General features: G+C 44.2%; 17 protein-coding genes and 1 pseudogene. 17 read left to right on the forward strand and 1 reads right to left on the reverse strand.

Annotated elements, in window-relative coordinates:
• The first annotated feature begins 108 nt into the window (after nucleotides 1-108).
• The 3 genes from B3Q63_RS08515 to B3Q63_RS08525 all read left to right on the forward strand — a co-directional run bounded on the left by B3Q63_RS08515 (nucleotide 109) and on the right by B3Q63_RS08525 (nucleotide 4,649).
• Complete coding sequence (locus B3Q63_RS08515; RefSeq protein ID WP_296175708.1) at nucleotides 109-1,599, forward strand: aldehyde dehydrogenase family protein; 1,491 nt, start codon at nucleotides 109-111, stop codon at nucleotides 1,597-1,599.
• A gap of 285 nt (nucleotides 1,600-1,884) precedes the next feature.
• Nucleotides 1,885-3,345: a Na+/H+ antiporter NhaC gene (gene nhaC / locus B3Q63_RS08520; protein ID WP_296175710.1), complete on the forward strand. Its 1,461-nt coding sequence runs from the start codon at nucleotides 1,885-1,887 to the stop codon at nucleotides 3,343-3,345.
• A gap of 17 nt (nucleotides 3,346-3,362) precedes the next feature.
• Entirely contained in the window at nucleotides 3,363-4,649 is a 1,287-nt protein-coding gene (locus B3Q63_RS08525) for an NAD(P)/FAD-dependent oxidoreductase (RefSeq protein WP_201543901.1), read from the forward strand.
• Nucleotides 4,650-4,786: 137 nt separating this feature from the next.
• Here B3Q63_RS08525 and B3Q63_RS08530 read toward each other — a convergent pair whose 3' ends face one another.
• Complete coding sequence (locus B3Q63_RS08530) at nucleotides 4,787-5,722, reverse strand: LysR substrate-binding domain-containing protein (protein ID WP_296175717.1); 936 nt, start codon at nucleotides 5,720-5,722, stop codon at nucleotides 4,787-4,789.
• Between the two features lie 106 nt (nucleotides 5,723-5,828).
• Between B3Q63_RS08530 and B3Q63_RS08535 the strand changes: the two genes are divergently transcribed.
• The 14 genes and pseudogenes from B3Q63_RS08535 (at nucleotide 5,829) to B3Q63_RS08595 (ending at nucleotide 22,505) form a co-directional block, all read left to right on the forward strand.
• A complete protein-coding gene (locus B3Q63_RS08535) occupies nucleotides 5,829-6,572 on the forward strand; it encodes a cupin domain-containing protein (RefSeq protein ID WP_296175719.1) in 744 nt (247 codons plus the stop codon).
• A 1-nt stretch (nucleotide 6,573) separates the two neighbouring features.
• On the forward strand, nucleotides 6,574-7,707 hold the full coding sequence (locus B3Q63_RS08540) for a flavin monoamine oxidase family protein (RefSeq protein WP_296175721.1): 1,134 nt from the start codon (nucleotides 6,574-6,576) through the stop codon (nucleotides 7,705-7,707).
• 636 nt (nucleotides 7,708-8,343) lie between these two features.
• On the forward strand, nucleotides 8,344-8,916 hold the full coding sequence (locus B3Q63_RS08545) for a TetR/AcrR family transcriptional regulator (RefSeq protein WP_201624570.1): 573 nt from the start codon (nucleotides 8,344-8,346) through the stop codon (nucleotides 8,914-8,916).
• A 190-nt stretch (nucleotides 8,917-9,106) separates the two neighbouring features.
• Entirely contained in the window at nucleotides 9,107-10,624 is a 1,518-nt protein-coding gene (gene betB / locus B3Q63_RS08550) for a betaine-aldehyde dehydrogenase (protein ID WP_296175724.1), read from the forward strand.
• Between the two features lie 118 nt (nucleotides 10,625-10,742).
• Entirely contained in the window at nucleotides 10,743-12,443 is a 1,701-nt protein-coding gene (betA, locus tag B3Q63_RS08555; protein WP_296175725.1) for a choline dehydrogenase, read from the forward strand.
• 306 nt (nucleotides 12,444-12,749) lie between these two features.
• A complete protein-coding gene (gene betT, locus B3Q63_RS08560; protein ID WP_296175728.1) occupies nucleotides 12,750-14,795 on the forward strand; it encodes a choline BCCT transporter BetT in 2,046 nt (681 codons plus the stop codon).
• A gap of 752 nt (nucleotides 14,796-15,547) precedes the next feature.
• Complete coding sequence (locus tag B3Q63_RS08565; protein ID WP_296175730.1) at nucleotides 15,548-16,462, forward strand: hypothetical protein; 915 nt, start codon at nucleotides 15,548-15,550, stop codon at nucleotides 16,460-16,462.
• 57 nt (nucleotides 16,463-16,519) lie between these two features.
• Nucleotides 16,520-17,104, forward strand: coding sequence for an alpha/beta hydrolase (locus B3Q63_RS08570; RefSeq protein ID WP_296175732.1), 585 nt, complete (start codon nucleotides 16,520-16,522; stop codon nucleotides 17,102-17,104).
• Between the two features lie 287 nt (nucleotides 17,105-17,391).
• Nucleotides 17,392-18,027, forward strand: a complete 636-nt coding sequence (locus B3Q63_RS08575; RefSeq protein ID WP_296175733.1) for a hypothetical protein — start codon at nucleotides 17,392-17,394, stop codon at nucleotides 18,025-18,027.
• Nucleotides 18,028-18,373: 346 nt separating this feature from the next.
• Nucleotides 18,374-19,024 (forward strand): glutathione S-transferase, encoded by a 651-nt coding sequence (locus tag B3Q63_RS08580; RefSeq protein ID WP_296175735.1) that lies wholly within the window; start codon nucleotides 18,374-18,376, stop codon nucleotides 19,022-19,024.
• A 154-nt stretch (nucleotides 19,025-19,178) separates the two neighbouring features.
• Nucleotides 19,179-19,308: pseudogene (locus B3Q63_RS13100) on the forward strand (IS1595 family transposase); the annotation flags it as partial.
• Nucleotides 19,309-19,345: 37 nt separating this feature from the next.
• The gene (locus B3Q63_RS08585) at nucleotides 19,346-20,665 is read left to right on the forward strand and encodes a short-chain fatty acid transporter (RefSeq protein ID WP_296175737.1); all 1,320 of its coding nucleotides are present in this window, start codon (nucleotides 19,346-19,348) and stop codon (nucleotides 20,663-20,665) included.
• Nucleotides 20,666-21,103: 438 nt separating this feature from the next.
• Entirely contained in the window at nucleotides 21,104-21,706 is a 603-nt protein-coding gene (locus B3Q63_RS08590) for a hypothetical protein (protein ID WP_296175738.1), read from the forward strand.
• A gap of 85 nt (nucleotides 21,707-21,791) precedes the next feature.
• Nucleotides 21,792-22,505: a DarT1-associated NADAR antitoxin family protein gene (locus B3Q63_RS08595; protein ID WP_296175767.1), complete on the forward strand. Its 714-nt coding sequence runs from the start codon at nucleotides 21,792-21,794 to the stop codon at nucleotides 22,503-22,505.
• The last annotated feature ends 95 nt before the right edge of the window (nucleotides 22,506-22,600 follow it).

Genomic DNA, 22,600 nt, shown 5'->3' on the forward strand with positions numbered 1-22,600 from the left:
AATGCCTGCAAGAAATTTATTATTTTGCAACTTAGTAGGTAGCAGGGTAATTTTATAAGTCAGTCAAGGACGTAGTAAACCATTATACCAATATGCAAGGGATTGATTATGATTAAGCAATATATGTCTGCAATGGGCGTAGAAGAAGCACACTATCAAAATGGCGACTTTGAAGTCACCACCCCAATTGATGGCTCAGTTATCGGTAAAGTCACATTAGATACAGTCGCCGACGTCGATACTAAAATCCAAAATGCCAAACAAGCCTTTCAAGAATGGCGTGTCGTTCCTGCTCCTAAACGTGGTGAGTTGATTCGTCTGTTGGGTGAAGTCCTGCGTGAGCACAAAGAAGACCTAGGTGTCTTAGTATCATTAGAAGCTGGAAAAATTAAAGAAGAAGGCCTTGGCGAAGTACAAGAAATGATTGATATTTGTGACTTTGCCGTGGGCGTATCGCGTCAGCTTTATGGTCTAACCATCGCCTCGGAACGCCCAGGTCACCACATGCGTGAGACATGGCATCCACTGGGTGTCATCGGCGTCATCTCGGCCTTTAACTTCCCCGTTGCCGTTTGGTCTTGGAACACGGCGCTGGCCATCGTCTGTGGCAACCCTGTCATCTGGAAACCTTCAGAAAAAACCCCACTCGTCGCCTTAGCTTGCCAAGCGTTATTTGAAAAAGCCTTGGCAAAATTTGGTAAAGCACCCGCACATCTATCGCAAATTATATTGGGTAAAACCGATATCGGTAATGCGTTGGTTGAGAATAAAGACATTGCTTTAGTCAGTGCCACCGGCAGTACGCGCATGGGCCGAGAAGTAGGACCTAAAGTCGCTGAGCGTTTTGGTAAGTGCTTGCTTGAGCTTGGTGGCAATAACGCCATGATTTTGGCACCGACGGCTGATTTAGATTTGGCGCTACGTGGCATTTTATTCTCAGCAGTAGGAACGGCAGGACAGCGTTGTACCACTTTACGCCGTCTGTTCGTTCATGAGTCGGTCAAAGACGATATCTTACCGCGCGTTAAGTCTGCCTACGATACTGTGAGCATCGGCCACCCGCTCGAAGGCAATCTAGTCGGTCCACTGATTGATGAAGACAGCTTTAATAACATGCAAGCGGCGTTAGAAAAGGCTCGAAATACTGGCGGTAAAGTCACAGGCGGCGAACGGGTGCTGATGGATAAGTTCCCCGATGCCTATTATGTGACCCCTGCCATTGTTGAGCTTGATGAGCAAAATGACGTGGCACGTAGTGAGACGTTTGCACCGATTCTATATGTCATGCCTTATAAAGAATTTGACGATGCGCTAGCGATGCAAAACGATGTGCCACAAGGGCTGTCATCTTGTATCTTTACCAATGACTTACGTGAAGCTGAAACTTTCCTCAGCGACCGTGGTAGTGATTGCGGTATCGCTAACGTCAATATCGGTACTAGTGGCGCTGAGATTGGCGGCGCATTTGGCGGCGAAAAAGAAACCGGCGGTGGTCGTGAATCAGGTTCAGACGCATGGAAAGCTTATATGCGTCGTCAGACCAATACGGTCAACTATTCAACCGAGCTGCCACTGGCGCAAGGCATCAACTTTGGCTAATAACAATTTGACGTGACGTGATGCTTGTTAAGTAGGCTCAGTGCCTATTTAGCAAGCCAGTTATTAGCTATTTTGATCGCCAATTATTAAGTATTTATTGTTTTAGTATGAAAGCCTGCGGAAGTGATGAATAACCATTCATGATTTCAAAAACAGGCTTTTTACTCCCTTTGCCGTAACCTTTTTCGCACTTTTTTCAGCATTATCAGCAGCCATGGATTGGTTGTTTCCACTACTGTTATATCTATGACAGCAGTATCCACTACTAAGGAAGGTAGGTATCTTATGATGGATGATAAACCTTATGACGAAGCTAAAGATGGCTATGGTCCGTCTTCTAGTTTTTTATTAGATATTGCACCTCTGGTGTTGACTGCCATTATTCTAATGGTGCAGTTTTTTGTATTCAAAGATTTTACCCCTCACATTCCCTTAGCTTGCGGTATTTTAATCACCGGCTTGTTTATGAAGCTGCGTGGCCGTGACTGGGATGGCATGGAACAACGCTTTTTAAAGGTTGTCAAAATTGGTCTACCGGCCATGATTATCTTGATGGGCGTTGGTATGCTCATCGGTGCTTGGATTATCGCTGGTACGGTTCCCACGATTTTATACTACGGTTTTAGCGTTTTTTCTCCTTCATCATTCCTAGTCTCTGTCTGTCTAATTTGCGCCATTATTTCTGTTGCAACCGGTACCTCTTGGGGTACGGTTGGTACGGTCGGTCTTGCCATGATGGGTATTGGGCTAGGCTTGGGCATCCCGCCGTCACTAACAGGCGGCGCCATTGTTTCCGGTGCTTTTTTCGGCGACAAAATGTCCCCTTTATCTGACACCACGAACTTAACCCCAGCCGCTGCCGGTATTGACCTTTGGGAGCACATCCGCGGTATGTTGCCAACTACCGTACCTGCCATGGTGACTGCATTGATTATCTATGCTTGGATTGGGATGGGCTATGGCGCAGAAAATGTCGATTTATCTTCAATCAGAGACATTCAAGCCTCACTAGCCGCCAACTATAACTTGAGCATCATTACTTTATTACCTGCTATTGTCGTTGTCATCGCAGCGGTGATGAAAATGCCTGCTATTCCAACGGTATTATCAGGAGTAGTGGTTGCAGGATTGGTCGCGTTCTTTATGCAAGGCGTGGGTGTGCACGACATCTTTAACGTCCTGCAAAATGGCTTTGTCAGTGAAACGGGCTTTGCTGTCGTTGACCAACTGCTGTCTAAAGGCGGCGTCATGTCGATGACATGGGTTGTGACCTTGACCATTTTTGCTTTAGCTTTTGTCGGCTCAATTGAGCATTACGGTACGCTCAAAGCCATCATGGCAAAAATCAATAAGATGGTGAAATCAAGATTTGGTTTGGTAATTACCACGTATGCCAGCACGCTTGGTGTCGGTACGCTCATCGGTGACGTCTATACCACACTGGTATTACCAGGCCGTCTGCTCAAAGACAAATATCAAGAAATGGGCTACAAGCGCACGACGCTTACCCGCTCTATTGAAGATACCGGCACCCTGTTATCTCCTCTGATTCCTTGGAACATGGGTGGTAGTTTCGTCGCGGCAACGCTAGGTATTGCAACGCTTACTTATGCGCCATTTGCTTTTGCCTGCTGGTTATCGCCGCTATTTGGCTTGCTATGGGTATTCTTAGATAAATTCATTCCCCGTGAAGAACCTACTGTAAATAACGACACAAGCACGCTCTCCACTGTAGACAACGTGTAATTTAGAAGGAATATAAGATGTTGCAAGAGCAATGTTTGTGGAATATGACCGCACCTATTATTGATACCTACAGCCAGATGAATAGCGATACTGAAGCGACTATTTGTATCATAGGCGGCGGTTATACAGGGTTATCGGCGGCGATTCATTTGGCAGAAAAAGGCGTCAAAGTTATCTTACTTGAGAGCCATACGATAGGCAGTGGTGGCTCCGGTAAAAGCGTAGGGCTCGTCAATGCAGGTACTTGGGCGCGCCCTGATGATTTGAATATTGCGCTAGGTGAAGCGGCAGGTGAGCGTCTAACTGAAGCCCTCGGACAAGCGCCAAGCTTAGTATTTGACTTAATCAAACGTTATAATATCGACGCCCAAGCCACTCAAGCCGGTAATATCCACATGGCACATAACGCTAAAGGTGAAGTCGATGTCGATATTAGGTACGAGCAGCTTAGCCGCCGCGGTGCGAATGTTGAGGTATTAACCGGCAGTAAATGCCATGAGTATTGTGGTACTAAAAATATCAATAAGGCACTACTCGATCACCGTGCTGGTACCATAAACCCGCTGGCTTATGTCAGAGGGCTGGCCAAAGTGGCAAAAGATCTTGGCGTCACTATCTATGAGCATTCCGCTGTAGAAGCCTTAGAAAAGGTGGATGGCTATTGGTATGCAAGGACTTCTAAAGCGCGCGTGAAATCTGAGCGCGTCATTATTGCGACCAACGCTTATACCGAAGGCGAGTGGACAGAAATCAAAAAGACCTTTTATCTGGTTTATTATTATCAGATTGCATCTGAGCCGCTCAGCGGAGAGGCGGCAGATCGTATTTTGCCATACAAAACAGGGGCATGGGATACACGCTTGGCCTTGTCTAGCTTTCGCCGTGATGACGATGATCGCCTATTATTGGGAACGGTGGGTGGTACGCAGCTTAAACCAAAATCCTTTTATCAATCATGGGCCAATGCGGTGCAAAAAAGCTATTATCCAGATTTGCCAGCATTTAAGTGGCAGTATGAGTGGACTGGTAGCTTTGGCTTTACGCAAGATCATATTTTTCGAGTCATGGAGCCCGCTGAGGGTTTGCTGACCGCAACGGCCTATAACGGTCGCGGCATTACCACAGGCACACTAATGGGTAAGTGCTTTGCCGATTATATAATGACCGGTAATAGAGACAGTATTCCCTTACCCTTTAAGACTTTAGAAGAGGCAAAAGTTTCTTTTGGAAGCATTAAGTCAGGCTTTACTGAGCTGGGATTGACTTTATATCATGCGGGTCAATGCCTGAGAATCATTGGGTAGGGAATTTGGGCAGGGAATAAGGACACGCCTTAGTCTGATAGAAATGTTGAACTTTGCCTAAACCGCTAAGTCAGTTTAGGCAGTATTTTTCTTTAAATTGAATCGGCTATTCCTTTTTCATGTTGAGCCGACTATACCTAAATAAAGTTCCTCTCATGAGTGGATGACACTTCTGCAAACAGCCAATCACGAAAGGTTTTAAGCGTTGCCATATGGGCAGATTCCGCTTGATAAACGACGTAATAAGCCAATGGCGAGCTAAAGGTAATTTCAGGAAACAATCGTACCAAGCGTCCGGCAGCGACATCATCACGTGCCATCACACTACGCGCCAACGCAACCCCATGACCATTGATGACCGCTTGGAGCACCGCTGCTGAGTTATTGATTTGCATCCCTCGCGAGGTATCTACTTTGCTGAGCGTAGCATTGGTTAAACCTGCTTGTGCAAGCCAGTCATCCCACGAAGGAAAGCCGATAAAACCATCCATGGAGCGATCATGGATGAGCATCTCTTGGGTCAAATCAAGCGCGTTTTTTCCTTGTAACAATTGCGGCGAGCAAACCGGATAAATCTCTTCTTCCATCAGCTTTTCGCTAACTAATCCTGCCCAAACTCCAGCACCATAGCGCACGCCGATATCGACGTCTTGGACGGCAAAGTCGATTGATTTAGCGCTGGTGTCAAGCCTTACATTGATATCTGGTTGCAGGCTTTGGAATCGATCAATGCGCGGTAACAGCCATTTAGCGGCAAAGGCAGGGCTGACCGTCACCGTGAGTACGCCGCTATTTGAGCCTGCTTGTAACTGTGCCAATCCTTGTGCCAAGCTGTCTAAGCCTGCCCGCATATGAGGCAATGCCAGCTCGACTGTTTTGGTGGGAATTAAGCGCGATTTGCCGCTAGGTTTGCGATAAAAAAGCGGTAAGCCTACCGCATCCTCTAAGCTACGTACCAGTTGACCGACGGCAGCAGGAGTCACGTTTAGCTCGTCTGCCGCCGCAGAAAAACTTTGATGACGGGCGCTTGCTTCCAAGGCACGTAGGGCGTTTAAATGTACGGCTTTCTTCATAGTGGCAAACATTTTCTTTTAGAGAGATGAATATTATCTCGTTTGTCAGCCGATGTAAATCAGCGAATAATTGACGGCATCAAACCTTATCCTTGGAAAACATTCTATGCTTATCAATGCAGATTTTACCTGCCGTGCTTCATTAGCGCCCGAACACTATCAATGGGTGTCATCACCGCAAAATGGCGTCGAGCGCGTCATGCTTGACCGCGTCGGCGCAGAAAAAGCCCGTGCCACCAGTATCGTGCGCTATGCCCCTGATTCCTATTTCCCCCATCATTTGCACCCGGGCGGCGAAGAGATTTTGGTGTTGTCGGGTACTTTTTCGGCAGATAATATCGATTATCCAGCGGGATGGTATTTACGCAATCCACCAAACTCTGGGCATCAGCCGTATAGTAAAGAGGGCGCGGTTATTTTTGTCAAACTTTGGCAAATGCCAGCAGCAGAGGCGCGTTATGTCGCCATCGATACCAATGATGCGGCAAATTGGCAAAAACAAGGCAATCGTGATGTCTGTCATTTATTCTCAGACGCCAGCGAGCAGGTCAGCTTACAACGCTTAGATGCTAATGAAGTGCTATTTACTGAAGCTGTCAAAGGCGGCGCTGAGATACTGGTACTAGACGGTGAATTGATAGAAGGTGAATTGATAGATGGCGAGCTAATAGATGTCGAATTAATAGAAGAAAGGATAATAGATAACGCTCAAATTTATACTCGCGGTGGTTGGATACGCTTGCCAGTAGATGCGCTGCCACCAATAAAGGCAGGCGAGTACGGCGCTACGGTTTATCTTAAAACTGGTCATCTGTCTCATATCATCGGTGCTGACGTGGAAGGAGCATAATATGCAAACAGTACCTGTAGCGATTATTGGCGGCGGCTTAAGTGGCTTGTATGCGGCTTATTTATTAGAGAAAAAAGGTGTTGATTATGTGCTGTTAGAAGCGCGTCCAACCTTGGGTGGTCGTATTGTGACGGCAAAGGCAACTGACCCAAATACTGCACAAATAACAGATAACACCAAGGGCTTTGATTTGGGATCATCATGGTTTTGGCCAGAGTATCAGCAGCAGTTGGCGCGTTTGATTGATGAATTGCAGTTAGAGAGTTTTGCGCAATTCGAAGAGGGCGATATGCTGGTTGAGCGCTCGCCTAATGAGCCTGCTATGCGTACGCACGGCTATAAAAGTGCGCCGCCGTCTATGCGACTTAAGGGTGGTATGGCGACATTGATTGACGCACTCTATCAGAGTTTAGATAGCACGCGGATTTTGACCAATCAAAAAGTGCGTCAGCTGCATAATACTGGTCAATATATTGAAATCACTAGCGAAGATGAGTCTGGGCAAGAGGCTGTTTGTCAGACACAGCAGTGGCAAGCGCAGCATGTGTTACTGGCGCTACCGCCTAGATTGGCAGAAGCAACCATAATATTCGAGCCTGCTTTACCGACCAATCTTACGACTCAGTGGCGAGGGACGGCCACTTGGATGGCGCCGCATGCCAAATACCTTGCTGTTTATGACAGTCCATTTTGGCAACAACAAGGATTATCAGGCTCAGCACGCAGCGGACAAGGACCGATGGTTGAGATTCATGATGCATCGGTGGCAGAGGGTAGCGGGGCACTATTTGGTTTTATAGGCGTACCTGCAGCCGCACGTCAAACTGTCTCTGCAGACGTATTAAAGCAGCATTGCCGTGCGCAACTGGTGCGGTTATTTGTGGCACAAGCAGACTTACCTCAGGCTGAGTACCTTAAAGATTGGGCGCAAGAGCCATTTACGGCAACCACTGCTGATGCTAATAGTGATGGTCAGCATGCCACACCCCCTATATCTAAAGCGCTATCTGGCGTCTGGGCAAACAGTCTTACTGGTATCGGTAGCGAGTGGTCAGCGCAGTTCCCCGGTTATATCGCGGGCGCTATCGATGCGGCAAGCATCGGCGTTAAAAATTTACCTGAGTCGATAGCATAGTCAGTTCAAAATAGAAGCGCTACGTTATAGCTATGTGCGACTGGTATCAATTTTCCTTGCTTGCTGTTATCAAATGCCACCATATTGATACTTAATAATCTCCATCAGTCTACTTGACTTAAAACTTCAACATTCATTTCTCTGCCTATTTAGACCATGCAGCTTTATCTAAGCCAATGTGGTCTAAATCAGCCTCTTCTAAAATAGAGTTTTCTAGAACAACCTTCTCTAGAATAATGTTCTATAAAACCCAGATACATACTAGCCCTTCACATTGCTGTATTATTTCTATAAAATACCGACCGTGTGGTTTCTTCTATGAGATATATAACTTTATCCTTATAAAACGGCTTTTTAAGCTTTGGATAAATAAATAATCCCTATCTTCTTTAAGGTAGAAACCTCATATCTGCGTCTTAGCATCATGGTTGAAAGCTTATGATGAGCTTGCAAGAGTCATCATTTTTAAGTGCTTGGCGTAAGATATTTAGTAAAGACTGGTTATACGGCGGTAGTTGCCATCACTAGCATTGTCAAAATTGTCAGAATTATTGATGGCATAGAAAGCGGCAATAGTAGCCATAGTGGCGACAAACTTATTCTCAAACTCTTTGGTGCATGAACATCGAGATAAAAATGAAAACAGAAAATGCTTATAAACGTAAAAAACAGCCAGAAATCGTTCGTCGTGCGCTGCTTGATCAGGCAGCACGCATCACGCTAGAGCAAGGGTTGTCTAAAGTCACTTTTCAAGCCGTCGCTGATGCGGTTGGGGTGACCAAAGGCGGGGTGATGCATCATTTCACCACCAAGAATGCGTTGATTTTGGAAGTATTCCATGACGCGATGAAAAAGTTCGAAACAGAGGTCGATACGGCGATGGCCAAAGACCCAGTGCGTTATGGTTCGTTTACCCGTGCCTATATCAATGCCACGATTAGCTTAGGCGAAAAAGGGCAGGAAGAGTTTGATAATCAGGCAACCTTATATGTATTGATGCTGGCGGACAGTGAGCTGCGCAAGCTGTGGGCTGAGTGGTCAAATGAGCAGTTAGACAAGCATAAACCAACTGACAATACCGAAACCCTATGCATGGTGCGTCTGGTCGCTGATGGTATTTGGCTTTCTGATTTTTCCGGCATTAATATATCCGATAAAAAATCATTACGTGAGCGCTTGCTAAAAATGACCCAACCTGAACATGAATAAAACGCTAGTTTTGCTTTGATTTAAACACAATACTTTAAACACAGCGCTTTAAGCGTTTATTAAAGAAATGCTTAAAGAAAAAATTTTAGAAATAAACGATATAAATTTATTTTAAATACTTAACCCATGACGACATTATTTGCCATTGGCGTCCTTACAAAGCCTTTACCAGTCGTCGATAGGAGAACCTATGACAGATTCAAACATAAGCAACCCAAACAACTTAAAAGACATCATCGATTTAGAGCAAATACAAACCGCTTATATTAACGGTCGTTATTTGGCGGTCGATGAATTATTAGCGACATTTGAAGATATTAATCCAGCGACAGGTGAGGTGCTCGCCACCATTCAGCAAACCACCGATGAGCAGGTTAATGAAGCGGTAAAAGCGGCGCAACAAGGTCAAAAAGTGTGGGCAGCGATGACAGCGGTTGAGCGCAGTCGTATTTTATTAAAGGCGGTTGTGATATTGCGCGAACGCAATGACATGCTGGCATTGCTCGAAACCAAAGACACGGGTAAAGCGCTTTCTGAAACCAAATATGTTGATATCGTCACCGGTGCCGATGTCGTTGAGTATTATGCCGGTCTGGCACCAATGCTTGAAGGTCGTCAGATTCCGCTGCGTGATAGCAGCTTTGTTTATACCCGCCGCGAGCCGCTTGGCGTGGTCGCCGGTATCGGCGCGTGGAATTATCCGATTCAAATCGCGATGTGGAAGGCAGCGCCAGCATTGGCCGCTGGTAATGCGATGATTTTTAAACCCTCAGAAGTCACACCGTTAACGGCACTAAAACTGGCAGAAATATTTACCGAAGCAGGCTTACCAGACGGCGTCTTTAACGTTGTGCAAGGGGATTATAAAGTTGGCGAAGCGCTAACCCAGCATCCTGATATCGCTAAAGTATCGTTTACGGGCGGTGTACCAACGGGTAAAAAAGTCATGGCAAGCGCGGCATCATCGTCGCTTAAAGATGTGACTCTAGAGCTTGGTGGTAAGTCGCCATTAATCATATTTGATGATGCAGACATCGATACCGCTGCTGATATTGCCATGATGGCGAACTTCTATAGTACAGGTCAGGTTTGTACCAATGGCACGCGCGTCTTTATCCCCAAAACCTTACAAGCTAAGTTTGAACAGGCCATCTTAACGCGCGTCGAGCGTATCAAGCTTGGCAATCCGCTGGACGATAGCATCAACATGGGTCCATTGGTCAGCTTCCCGCATATGGAAAGAGTGCTTGGCTATATCGAGCAAGGTAAAGCGGGCGGCGCGCGTCTATTGACTGGCGGCGAACGTATCATGGCAGGCGAGCTCGCTAAAGGCGCATTCGTTGCGCCAACCGTGTTTACGGATTGCAGCGATGATATGAGCATAGTACGTGAGGAAATATTTGGTCCCGTGATGTCGATATTGACGTACGAGACCGAAGAAGAAGTCATTCGCCGCGCCAATGATACGGATTACGGCTTGGCAGCAGGAGTGGTAACCGCTGACTTGACCCGCGCGCATCGAGTAATCGGTCAGATTGAAGCGGGTATTTGCTGGTTAAATACGTGGGGCGAATCACCCGCGCAAATGCCAGTGGGCGGTTATAAGCATTCTGGTATTGGCCGCGAAAATGGCATTGAAGCCCTTGAGCATTATACGCAGACCAAATCTATCCAAGTAGAGCTGGGCAAGTTTGAATCGGTATTTTAAGCAGTTGTATGGTAAAAATTTTTAAAACAGTCAGGTTGGCGTATGAGGACTCATTTGTCCTTTTCGCGCCGCCTTACTGATAAGAAATGATAGATTTTTTAATATTATGGAGCGTTTTATGACATCAACCACACCTGAATATGACTACATCATCGTCGGCGCAGGCTCAGCAGGAAATGTGCTGGCCACGCGCTTGACCGAAGATGCCAACATTAAGGCGTTGCTGTTAGAGGCAGGTCGTCCAGACCATCGCTTAGACTTTCGTACCCAAATGCCAGCGGCGCTCGCCATGCCACTACAAGGCACCACTTATAACTGGGGCTACAAAACCGATCCCGAGCCGTATATGAATAACCGCGTCATGGATTGTGGTCGCGGCAAAGGACTTGGTGGCTCGTCACTCATTAATGGGATGTGTTATATCCGTGGTAACGCGCTCGATTTTGATGATTGGGCAAAAATCAAAGGCTTAGAGGACTGGACGTATCTCGACTGCTTACCCTACTTTAAAAAGTCAGAAAACTGCGATGCAGGCGAAAATGACTATCATGGCGTCGGTGGTCCAGTTGAGATGACTACTTCAAAACCAGGCGTCAATCCGTTATTTGAAGCGATGATTGAAGCGGGCGTGCAAGCTGGCTATCCGCGTACAGAGGATCTAAACGGTTATCAACAAGAAGGCTTTGGGCCAATGGATCGCTTTGTGACACCTAATGGTCGCCGTGCTTCCACAGCGCGCGGTTATCTTGACCGTGCAAAACCGCGTAGCAATATTACCATTTTAACGGGTGCATTGACCGATGTGATTTTATTCGACGGTAAGCGTGCGGTCGGTGTCAAAGTCGCGCACCAAGGTCAAACCAAAAAATTCTATGCATCTCGTGAAGTGATTATATCCTCTGGCGCGATTGCCTCTCCGCAATTATTGCAGCGCTCTGGCATCGGTCCTGGTCAGTGGCTCAAAGGGTTGGGCGTTAATGAGATTCTTGATTTGCCGGGCGTCGGTAATAATCTGCAAGACCATCTAGAGCTGTATATGCAGTACGAATGTAAGCTACCCGTCTCGATTGCCCCTGCCAATAAATGGTGGAATAAGCCAGCCATAGGTGCCGAGTGGTTGTTCAATGGCACCGGACTTGGTGCTTCCAATCAGTTCGAAGGCGGCGGCTTTATCCGTACTGATGAAAAATTTACCCATCCCAATATCCAGTATCACTTCTTGCCATTAGCGGTGCGTTACGATGGCCGCAGTGCGGTGAAATCGCATAGCTTCCAAGCGCACGTCGGTTCATTGCGTTCCCCAAGTCGAGGCCGCGTCAAGCTAACCTCAAAAGACCCTAGCGCGCATCCGAGTATCTTATTTAACTATATGTCGCATGAGCAGGACTGGCAAGAATTCCGCGCGGCGATGCGTATCACTCGGGAGATTATGCATCAGCCAGCGCTTGACCCATATCGTGGTCGCGCCATTGCGCCGACTGATGATTTGGTCACTGATGCGCAGCTAGACGAGTATGTCCGTAACCATAGTGAGACGGCTTATCATCCCTCATGTACTTGTGCGATGGGCGAGGGCAATGATTCGGTCGTCAATGGCGAAGGGCTGGTACACGGTATCGATGGCTTGCGCGTGGTCGATGCGTCGATTATGCCAAATATTATCAGTGGTAATCTAAACGCCACCACCATTATGCTCGCCGAAAAAATCGTTGATAAGATGCGCGGCGTACAGCTGCCACGCTCGACGGCTGACTATTATGTCGCCAATGGTGCACCGCTCAGAGCCGAGCCGCTGCGTGATTATAGTTCTGTTGTTTAAATGGCTGTCTAAACGCCTGCCTACATTATTGAACAGCAAATAATATAAGACCATTTCAAAAAAGAAGGCCTTTCACCGTAAAGGTCTTTTTTATCAGCGCTTATGTTTATAGAGATGAAAACCGGTGAGGTTAAATTACTTAGCATTCGCGTCGCTGTTTTTCTAATAGTTTATCTTTCAGTTTTTATTAATTGGTACTGCTTTGTGCGTCATGCGGTGATACATATCTCATCTGGCTATCAGTCATAAAACTATGACGGACAAAGCAATATCAGACCCTGTTTCATTTACCTATTGAGGTCTTTTATGTACAGCTCGCCATCAGAAGATGCGACGAAACCCCTGACTCTAAATAAGACGGTTTTTTTAGGTTCAGCTATTATTTCTATTTTATTGATCATCTGGACGATTGTGTTTCCAGATTATAGTGAGGCATTATTAAGCGCCAGTATGGCATGGGTATCAGAGAGTTTTGGCTGGTATTATATGCTGGTGGTTGCCGCTTATAGTATTTTTGCTTTGTTTGTTGGTTTTTCTAAATACGGCGATATCAAGCTTGGGCAAGACCACGAAAAAGCCCAGTTCCCCTTTTTAGCATGGGCGGCGATGCTGTTCTCCGCGGGTATCGGCATTGATTTATTGTTCTTTGGTGCTTCTGAGCCGTTGATGCATTATCTAACGCCGCATACGGGACTCGAGCCTGCCAGTGCTGAAGCCATGCGTGAAGCGCTGTCGCAAACCTTTTTACACTGGGGCCTGCATGGTTGGGGTATTTATGCGCTCATTGGTATGGCATTGGCGTACTTTGCGTATCGTAAAAACATGCCGCTTGCGCTACGTTCTCCGCTGACCCCTATTTTTGGCGAGCGCTTAATCAAAGGCTGGCTAGGTGATGGTATTGATACCTTTGGCGTTGTCTGCACGCTGATGGGTATTGCGACCAGCTTAGGCATCGGTGTATTACAGGCTAATGCCGGCTTGACTCATGTTTTCGGTATCGAATCGAGCAAAATGGTGCAGAGCCTGATTATCTTAGGCGTGGTTGTTGCTGCCGCTATTTCTGCGATGACAGGCGTTGAAAAAGGCGTGCGCCGTTTATCCGAATTTAATATGCTGTCATCGATATTGCTACTATTAGCCATATTGGTATTGGGTAATACCGTTTATTTGCTCAATACCTTTACTCAAAATATTGGGCAATATTTCCAGACTATTATTTTTAAAACCTTTGATGTCTATGCTTATGATGGTACGGCTGGTGCTGATTGGAAGTCAGGTTGGACGATATTTTTCTGGGCATGGTGGGTCGCTTGGGCACCCTTTGTTGGTTTGTTTATCGCGCGTATTAGCCGTGGTCGTACTTTGCGTGAGTTTGTCTTTGGCGTGATGTTTATCCCGCTAGGTTTTATCTTTGCATGGTTTTCTATCTTTGGTAATTCAGCGATAGATTTGGTCGCCAACGGTGCCACTGAACTCGGTGAAATCGCCGTTAATGACGCCGCAATGGGTATGTTTGCCTTGTTTGAATACTTCCCTTACAGTGACGTTTTCTCATTGGCAGGTGTGTTTATTGGACTGATATTTTTTGTGACCTCAGCGGACTCTGGTGCTTTAGTGCTTGCAAATCTAAGCTCAAAAGGTATGACCAATGATACCGACGCACCTGTTTGGCTACGCCTTTTTTGGGCGGCAGCCACAGGTTTGATTACTTTGGGTTTATTGTTTGCAGGTGGTTTTGCTTCGCTACAATCAGTTTCTGTCATTGCCGGTTTACCGTTCTCGCTTATTTTGCTGCTTTACATGATGGCTATGTGGAAGTCATTAAAAGAAGAAGGCAATAAGCGCAAAGCCAGTACCGTTGGCACGGCAAACGTGCTCGATAGTGGTAAAGGTTGGAAAGCGCGCTTGCAACGTATCGTCAGTTTCCCCAGTCACAAGCAAGTTGAACGCTTTTTACAGACGGTGGTTAAGCCTGCTATGATTGAGGTCGAAAACGAGCTAAAAGCAGGTGGTCTTAAGACATCATTGGATATCCGAAATTTGGCCAGCATTGGTAAAAATATAGATGCTGCAACGGATGAAGATGATGGTCAGATAGATGGCGTAAAACTGCGCGTCGGTCATGGTGATGAAGATGACTTTATTTATGAAGTCAATCTCATCAAAGCTGAGCGACCAAACTTTACGCTCAACACTTCAAGCAAGCAGGCCGAGTTTTATTACCGCGCTGAGGTGTTTTTAAGTGATGGCTCGCAAGAGTATGACTTGGTTGGCTATACCAAAGAGCAAGTGCTGGTCGATATCTTGCATCAGTACGAATGTCATATGCAGTATCTGCATTTAGAACGTTAATTCATTTATTAAATCATTCATCAAACGCCAGTATATGGCGTGCTAGATTTTAGATATCTGATTCACAATTTGGCAAAAGATAACCCCATAAGTTGCATATAGCTTATGGGGTTTTTTTATATAAATTGGTTCAATAAATAATAAGCTTAATGATAAATTTAGTGATAAATCTAGTAATAAGTGATTGGGCGACAGTAGTTGTCGCACAGCTTTTTTAGCCTCTTTATTTTCATAAGGTTTTATATTATAGTTATTGAGTCAGGCAAAAATAACATGACAAACCGTTAACCCTCGGGGCGCAACGCTTCACTTTTTAACTGGGTTGTCTTTAGCAAGCATTTTAATAATGTCCTTTGAACAGTATTTTTTAAACAGTATTATTTTCGTTTACTCCTAAACTACTTCGCCTGTACAAATCCAAACCCAAAAAACATATTGATTGATAATTAGAAAGACTAAACAGAGAACGCTCGTTAATTTTAACTTTGTAAGACTAATAACGATAAAAAAAGCAGCTTTACGATAATGACCAGCTACGGCTAAACAATTAGAAAAAACACCGAATCCTACATTCTAAAACCGATTAACTTACTTAAATTATAGCTAATGACGTCATTTTACAAAATGGCGAATAGACTCGGCTGGCTTAAAATTGCGCTTAAGAAAGCCCAAAAAATAAGAAAATAATACGAAAAAAAATACGAAAAATACTGCAACGAACAAACTAAAATCAAAATAATAAGGATATGACAATGACAAAGTTAACCTATCAATTTGAGCAAAAGCGGATAGACAATATGCAGTGGTCGGATGGCGCAAAACTGTCTGGAATAACGGCACTGGCGAGTGATGAGAAAGGGCGCGTAAGAAACAGCCCATTGTTTTATCTTGAGACAGTTTCGATAAACAATTATGAAGATGATGTGTATTTTGTCAATAATACCGATGATACCTTAAGTTTTGTCGCGCCGTTTAGGCTGTGCCGAAACATAAATGATGCAAGAGCTAAGCTTGGTGATGTCAGTGCTGAAAACGTAGAAAAAGTAAAACTTTATAGCGATGATATGGATCGTTTATACACGGATGTTTTACCGAAGCAAGGGGTGCGTATTGGCAGTATGCATATCATTTATGATAGCGATGCGCTGATGCAATGGTTTATCCATGTGCCTTATAAGGGCGTTGATACGCATTATGGCATTTGGCGCTTTAACGTGGTCAAGAAGGGCGGTATTGGCGGGTCTTACCCATTGCTTTTTCAGGACTTTAGCAAGCCCTCAAATGTGGTCAGTAGCGATTGTGTGACTGAGCGTGATGAGATGCCGATAGAGCCTTTACTCTATGACGAGCGCTGCTCGATGTTAGAACAATTTATCGAACAGTATGGCGTGGCTGAGGCTATATTTATATTGGCCATTAATGATGTGCTCTATCGCTATTGTGTGGGCTGGAGTGCGCCCTACAATGAGTCGGATATTCAGGCAAAAGATATTGCGCGTAAATTAACAGAGCAAAAGCCAAAAGATACTAAGGCGGTAAAAGCCATTGTCCAAGCCGTTTATGATTTTTGGTTTAATAAAGGTTTTGCAAAAAATATCTCAATGCCGGCTTGTGAGGAGATTTTGAGTTTATACCAAGCGCAGATTGCCAATCAAAAAGCGGTTTAAATAACAGACCAGATTAATAACAATAAATCTAAATAATAATGAAAAAAGGAGAGAGCTATGATGTTTCCTAGCGAAAATAACGACACGTTTTTATTGTTTTTTCATGGTCTTGATTCAAGTTGCGAAACCAGTAAATACACTTGTATCAAACGTGAGCCGAAATATTGTCAAACGGTAAATTACCGCGAAAATTTTGCAGAAATGTTTGAGATTTACGATGCTCTAATTCGTGAGAAAATGGCACAGTATCCACGCGTGGTGCTGGCAGGGCATTCGCTTGGCGCTTGGTTTGCCAATCATTTCGCCCATAAATATAACTTACGCGCGCTCTTGATTGCGCCTTGTATTTATCCAAGTGACGTTTTAGCCGACCGTATTCCGGCAGTGGCCGATATGAAACTGTCTTTTCCGACATCAAACACTGAGATGGTACGAGTTATGGTGGAAGTCGACGATGAAAGTTTGGATGTGGCGGTCGCTAGACGAACCCTGGTGAATCTGCCTGAAAGCTGGGAAGTCGATTATTTCGAAGGCGGTCATCACCGTATCGCTCGCAGTAGTGATATTTGGTATCACTTGGTTCATTTGTGTGAAGACCCTATTGTTTGGATGGATGAAGCGACGTATCATGGTGAAGATTAGGATGTTTCTTTAAAAAAGAAGCATTGATATCAGTATTTATTTTCTATGAGCTGATGTGCTATCATTATTAAACGAATCATTTATCGTGGGTTTAACAGTTTTGTCGTTACCAATTGCTATTGCAAATTATCATGATTGCAATGGGTGGTGGCGTACAAACCTTGCAACTTCCAGCACGATATAAAACAATCCTGGTAAAGCGCATGAGCCTGTACTCCGACATCCTCATTTGTGCCTGATTTTATACTTTTTCGTCGGAGTTATAGGAATCTAAGGTCTTCACTATCATGAGCCAATCTGCCAATCAATCCAAATATACTCGCCGTTATCATCCGCGTCATCCTTTAGCACAATATGCAATCACTCAAATAGAAACCCTCGAGCTGTGCGCGCAAGATATTGTCAAAGCCATGGGTTATTCTATTAAGTACACGATTCCTGCCTGTGATCGTTTGCGTCATGTGTTGTCTAATAAACATCTTGGTCTTGATGGCAGCTATATGGATAAATGCTTTACCGCCGATGAGTTTTTAGCCAAGCTGTTTTTGGTACTAGAACTGCCTTATGAGCGCTTTGCAGAAGATATCGCCCAAATTAAGTATGAGTTGGCGCATTGTCCTCAGCCGCAACCTCGATATCGCTTACAAGCCGATGTCGATTATAAATTTACTGGCGGCGCAAATTGGATGTCGCGTTGGGGAGTCTCGTTTTTAGAGCAGGTACGTTTGCCAAGTGGATTTGCTAAGTTGGATGAAGCTGCGCGTAAGGCCGTGATTAAGCAAGGTATCAGTGAGCATTATCGGCAGCATGATGGTCAACTGCCTTATGATGGGATTATTAAAGGCTATCGCTTGATTGTTGAGCAGCAAGATGAAGTGGTCGATAAGATAGAATATGGATTGCCAAAATCCAGCAGCGTTTAATAGCCTAAGCATTATTAATCTTATAGTTCTAAGAAATCACCTTTACAATGTTTTAGGTTAAGTATCAGATTAAAAAAAAGCCTCACTACTATGAAAAGTCGTGAGGCTTTTTTATTGGGTAACTATTGTTTTGAAATTGAGCGAACGTTTTTTAAGCGGGCTCGCTATATTATTAAACATCAAACCTAGCCTTGAGGGCAAGTACGGGCATTGTTATCATGAGTAGGTGAGGGTATGGCCATGACCACAGCTAAAATCCGCACATACCTTAGCCATAAAACGCTAGCTTTTGTGTTTAAAATTATTAATCTCAATTTAAATTTCAATTTAACGGCGAACCCTATCTATGACTTCCTCTTATCCGTGTCTGTACTCTTTTCGTCGCTGCCCTTATGCCATGCGCGCTCGCCTTGGCATATTGTTTGCCGAGCTGCAGTTAGAGCTGCGCGAGATAACGCTAAAAAATAAGCCGCCGCAGATGCTAGCGATTAGCCCAAAAGGTACAGTGCCTGTGCTGCAGCTTTTAGATGGCACGGTGATTGAAGAGAGTAGAGAGATAATGATATGGGCGCTTGAGCAGCAAGATCCGCAAGGATTGCTTCATGATGCAGCTTTACATGACGCGAATGTATTGATTAATAAAAACGATAACGAGTTTAAATATTGGCTCGATCGCTATAAATATGCCGACCGTCATCTCGAGATGACCCAAACACAATATCGACAACGAGGTGAAGAGTTTTTACAGCTTTTAGAGGAGTTACTGACTAAAAATTCTTATTTGCTAGGGAAGGGTATCACGCTTGCTGATACTGGGATTATGCCTTTTGTCCGTCAATTCGCTCATGTAAATCGCGATGTTTTTTACAATCTCCCTTATCCAAATTTGCAGCGTTGGCTACAAGATTGGCTTCAGCATCCACTTTTTTCGCAAGCGATGGCTAAATTTAAGCCGTGGCAAGATGAGGATGAGGTGGTGGTTTTTCCGGTAATCTAATCTCGAAGGTTGGTAAATGAACATCTAAGCTGGATTGTCTTGTATACAATTTTTCCAGCCAAAAAAATATTCACTAAGGGCTTAGAGGCAAGCCTTCCTCTCGCTATTTAGCCTATTTGGTTTCTGTAGGGCTAACGATATAGCTGAACTAGGGACTGTAGTAGATTTGCTCAATATCCAGCCTAACACTGCTGCGCTTTTTTATCATAAAATAAGACTCGTTATAGAGTATTATTTATCATCTTGAAGCAGATGAAATCTTTGACCGTGAAGTCGAATTAGACATTCAGGGGATACTTATATACAAAAGGGAGTTATAAAATGAAAGGAATCACACGTTTCTCGAACAGCTTGATGGAAAAGTATCTACCAGATCCATTTTTGTTCGTCATTATTTTAACCTTGGTTATTTTTGCCATGGGTCTAGGTTTAACCGATTCTTCACCGGTACAAATGGTGGCGTTTTGGGGTGAAGGGTTCTGGGCATTGCTTGCATTCTCCATGCAAATGGTCTTGGTATTGGTCACGGGTTACGTATTGGCAAGCAGTCCAATATTTAAAAAAGGTTTAGGGAAGCTGGCAAGTTTGGCCAAATCGCCAGGCAGCGCGATTATCTTGGTAACCTTAGTGTCGCTTGCGGCAAGCTGGATCAACTGGGGATTTGGGCTGGTCATTGGGGCATTATTTGCCAAAGAATTGGCAAAGCGTGTCGAACATGTCGATTATCGTTTATTGATTGCCAGTGCTTATTCTGGCTTTATTATTTGGCATGCTGGGTTTTCGGGTTCCATTCCCTTATCCATTGCCACAGCAGGCCATCCATTTGTTGATAAAATTGGCGTTATTCCAACCAGTGCCACTATTTTTGCGAGCTATAACTTAATTATCGTGGCGGCATTGGTTATTATTGTCCCTTTATTAAATCGTATAATGATGCCAACAAAAGAAGATACGATTACGGTCGACCCTAAGCTTTTAGTAGATCCTATCATTGAGGTGCTGCCAGCCAAATCGGATATGACACCAGCAGAGCGATTGGAAAACAGCTGGATTTTGTCAATGGTCATCGGCATCTTGGGCATTGCTTTTATTATCTATTATTTCGTGCAAAACGGTTTTGCTTTAACGCTCGACCTAGTTAACTTTATGTTTTTATTCCTTGGCATTATATTCCATGGCACACCTCGCAATTATTTGATTGCTATTCAAGAGGCGGTCAAAGGTGCAGGCGGTATTATCGTTCAATTCCCGTTTTATGCCGGTATTATGGGAATGATGACGGCATCTGGTTTGGCAGGGGTGATGTCAGAAGCGTTTGTCAACGTTTCGACAGCAGAGACGTTGCCACTTTTCGCTTTTCTAAGTGCAGGACTTGTCAATTTCTTTGTTCCTTCAGGTGGCGGGCAGTGGGCGGTACAAGCACCAATTATGTTAGAGGCGGCAGAAATGCTAGGCAGTGACCCTGCAAAAGTTGCTATGGCAGTAGCATGGGGTGATGCATGGACAAATATGATTCAGCCTTTTTGGGCGTTGCCAGCACTAGCAATTGCGGGACTTAAAGCCAAAGATATTATGGGCTTTTGTGTTATCGTATTGATTGTCAGTGGCGTTGTGATTGGTTTAGGACTATTGTTTTTATAATTTAAATCTAGATCTAGATTTTCGGCCTCGTCTGCATTTTGTAGACGAGGTCTTTTTTATGAGTGGCAGTATAAGGTAAACTTGCAATCTGAGGTTTAAATAGCGCGTCGATTATTATTGACAGGCTATCATTTAGGATGTTTATTTTCCTACTCTAAAAACCTCTTATTTGTTAATCATAATATTAAACCACTTCTCATTTCTATCCGCTCTTTAGTCATTGGTCATGGATAAGCCATATCCTCTATGCCGAAGAAAGCGTACAGCTCGACAAATATTTTTATCCTTGCTAATATACAAGCACATCGTGGGTTTAACGCTACTTCCAGCACGATGAAAAACAATAACTGGTAAAACGCACAACTCCTTTTTCTCTGTAAAGTTAAAGCGACTGTGCTGAATCATTTTGGCATACACAGAGTAACAGGAGCGCCTCATATGACTATTTCTAGTCAATCGACAACGACACTACAATCTATCATTCTAAAACGCATCGAGCAAAAAACACTATCCCATCATGAAATACTGACGCTAATGGGGTATCATAATCATCCTAAAACGACAGACAAAGCCATTAATCGCTTGCAAACAGTTCTATCTAGCCCTGCGTTGGGACTGACTAATAAAATCTACGATTTTAAGTATGCTGCCTCGGAATTTGTTGAAAAGTTATGTAGCGTTTTGGGCATCGATAAAATGGTATACCAACCCCTTTTAGCAGAGTTAGAGCGCGATGCCAGTCATTCATTAAATGCCATCACACCGATTGTTTATGCTGATATTACCTTTAATGAAGACTTTAGACCGTCATTCAATTCATATATGGCGGTGGACAGATTTAAACGCATCTCATTAGATGATGAAGTCAGGCTATTACCGCGTCAAAAGCAGCTAGACATCATTAATGAGCGCATCACTGCCCACTATAAGGCGATGCAGGGTAAAATTCCATTTGCTGGGGTGATTAAAGGATATAAAGTAGTATTCAATAATGGCCGCGACGATGAAGCACGACTTTATATTGCACATCACCAGCTATAAAAGACGCGTTATAAAAGTACATTTATACAAGACTATTGATAATTAAGATATAAGGCATATTGCAATGCAAGAAACACAGAACCCTATGGAACAAGCGCAAAGCGCGGTAGAACACAGACCGGTATTTATGCCTAGAGTCAATAGTGACAATTTGGTCAAGACGGACATGGTGCGATTTGAGCGGCACGTGGGGTTTGCCAGTAGACAAAAGAAAAAATCCATCAATGATATGCATCAAGTCATTCGCAAAAAATATGGCTTTAGTCACGTCTTAGAGCTATCGAGTAAATCTGGCAATAAGTTGAGTTTTCCACTCAGTCCATTGAGCTTAAAGCTAACGAATGAGTATGATGGTCAAGCGTATAGTGTCGAAAATGCCTTTCAGAGCAGCATGATTTTTGAGGATGGTGGCTCCTATACTGACTTGCTGACAGTCCCGCCAAGACAAGCCAAAAAAGACGCGCGTTTAACAACCTCAGGTGAGCTGATTGGCTATAATTACTTTGGCATGGAGTGGAGTGTAGAGCCGTTGACTACATTTTATGACTGGCTGTATGTGAATGCTCTAAAGCAAAATACTCATCTGCATGAGGAAGTCATGCAATATCAAGCTTTTACGGATCGTGAGTTTAATCCTAAGAAATCTATCCATTGTGCGGCTTATGCGCTAGCGATGTTTGTCGCGCTCAATAAACGTGGGTTACTCGATAATGTTGAAGATCCAACGGTGTTTTTTAACTTATATCATGAGTTTAAAGTGAGTAACACCGAGCACCTTTTGGAAGAGGGTTGGGTCTGAATGATTTATAAAGCAAAATCCTTATACATCGTCAATGAGCTTTAAATCACGTAGAAATTATATAGAAATCACGTAGAAAGATTTCTACTGTTTAT

This window comes from Psychrobacter sp. UBA2769 (assembly GCF_002352555.1).
Classification (GTDB): domain Bacteria; phylum Pseudomonadota; class Gammaproteobacteria; order Pseudomonadales; family Moraxellaceae; genus Psychrobacter; species Psychrobacter maritimus.

Bases quoted from the DNA above. Each gene is read 5' to 3' on its own strand.
- B3Q63_RS08515 (WP_296175708.1), top strand. From the start codon at position 109: ATGATTAAGCAATATATGTCTGCAATGGGCGTAGAAGAAGCACACTAT.
- nhaC (WP_296175710.1), top strand. From the start codon at position 1,885: ATGATGGATGATAAACCTTATGACGAAGCTAAAGATGGCTATGGTCCG.
- B3Q63_RS08525 (WP_201543901.1), top strand. From the start codon at position 3,363: ATGTTGCAAGAGCAATGTTTGTGGAATATGACCGCACCTATTATTGAT.
- B3Q63_RS08530 (WP_296175717.1), bottom strand. From the start codon at position 5,722: ATGAAGAAAGCCGTACATTTAAACGCCCTACGTGCCTTGGAAGCAAGC.
- B3Q63_RS08535 (WP_296175719.1), top strand. From the start codon at position 5,829: ATGCTTATCAATGCAGATTTTACCTGCCGTGCTTCATTAGCGCCCGAA.
- B3Q63_RS08540 (WP_296175721.1), top strand. From the start codon at position 6,574: ATGCAAACAGTACCTGTAGCGATTATTGGCGGCGGCTTAAGTGGCTTG.
- B3Q63_RS08545 (WP_201624570.1), top strand. From the start codon at position 8,344: ATGAAAACAGAAAATGCTTATAAACGTAAAAAACAGCCAGAAATCGTT.
- betB (WP_296175724.1), top strand. From the start codon at position 9,107: ATGACAGATTCAAACATAAGCAACCCAAACAACTTAAAAGACATCATC.
- betA (WP_296175725.1), top strand. From the start codon at position 10,743: ATGACATCAACCACACCTGAATATGACTACATCATCGTCGGCGCAGGC.
- betT (WP_296175728.1), top strand. From the start codon at position 12,750: ATGTACAGCTCGCCATCAGAAGATGCGACGAAACCCCTGACTCTAAAT.
- B3Q63_RS08565 (WP_296175730.1), top strand. From the start codon at position 15,548: ATGACAAAGTTAACCTATCAATTTGAGCAAAAGCGGATAGACAATATG.
- B3Q63_RS08570 (WP_296175732.1), top strand. From the start codon at position 16,520: ATGATGTTTCCTAGCGAAAATAACGACACGTTTTTATTGTTTTTTCAT.
- B3Q63_RS08575 (WP_296175733.1), top strand. From the start codon at position 17,392: ATGAGCCAATCTGCCAATCAATCCAAATATACTCGCCGTTATCATCCG.
- B3Q63_RS08580 (WP_296175735.1), top strand. From the start codon at position 18,374: ATGACTTCCTCTTATCCGTGTCTGTACTCTTTTCGTCGCTGCCCTTAT.
- B3Q63_RS08585 (WP_296175737.1), top strand. From the start codon at position 19,346: ATGAAAGGAATCACACGTTTCTCGAACAGCTTGATGGAAAAGTATCTA.
- B3Q63_RS08590 (WP_296175738.1), top strand. From the start codon at position 21,104: ATGACTATTTCTAGTCAATCGACAACGACACTACAATCTATCATTCTA.
- B3Q63_RS08595 (WP_296175767.1), top strand. From the start codon at position 21,792: ATGGAACAAGCGCAAAGCGCGGTAGAACACAGACCGGTATTTATGCCT.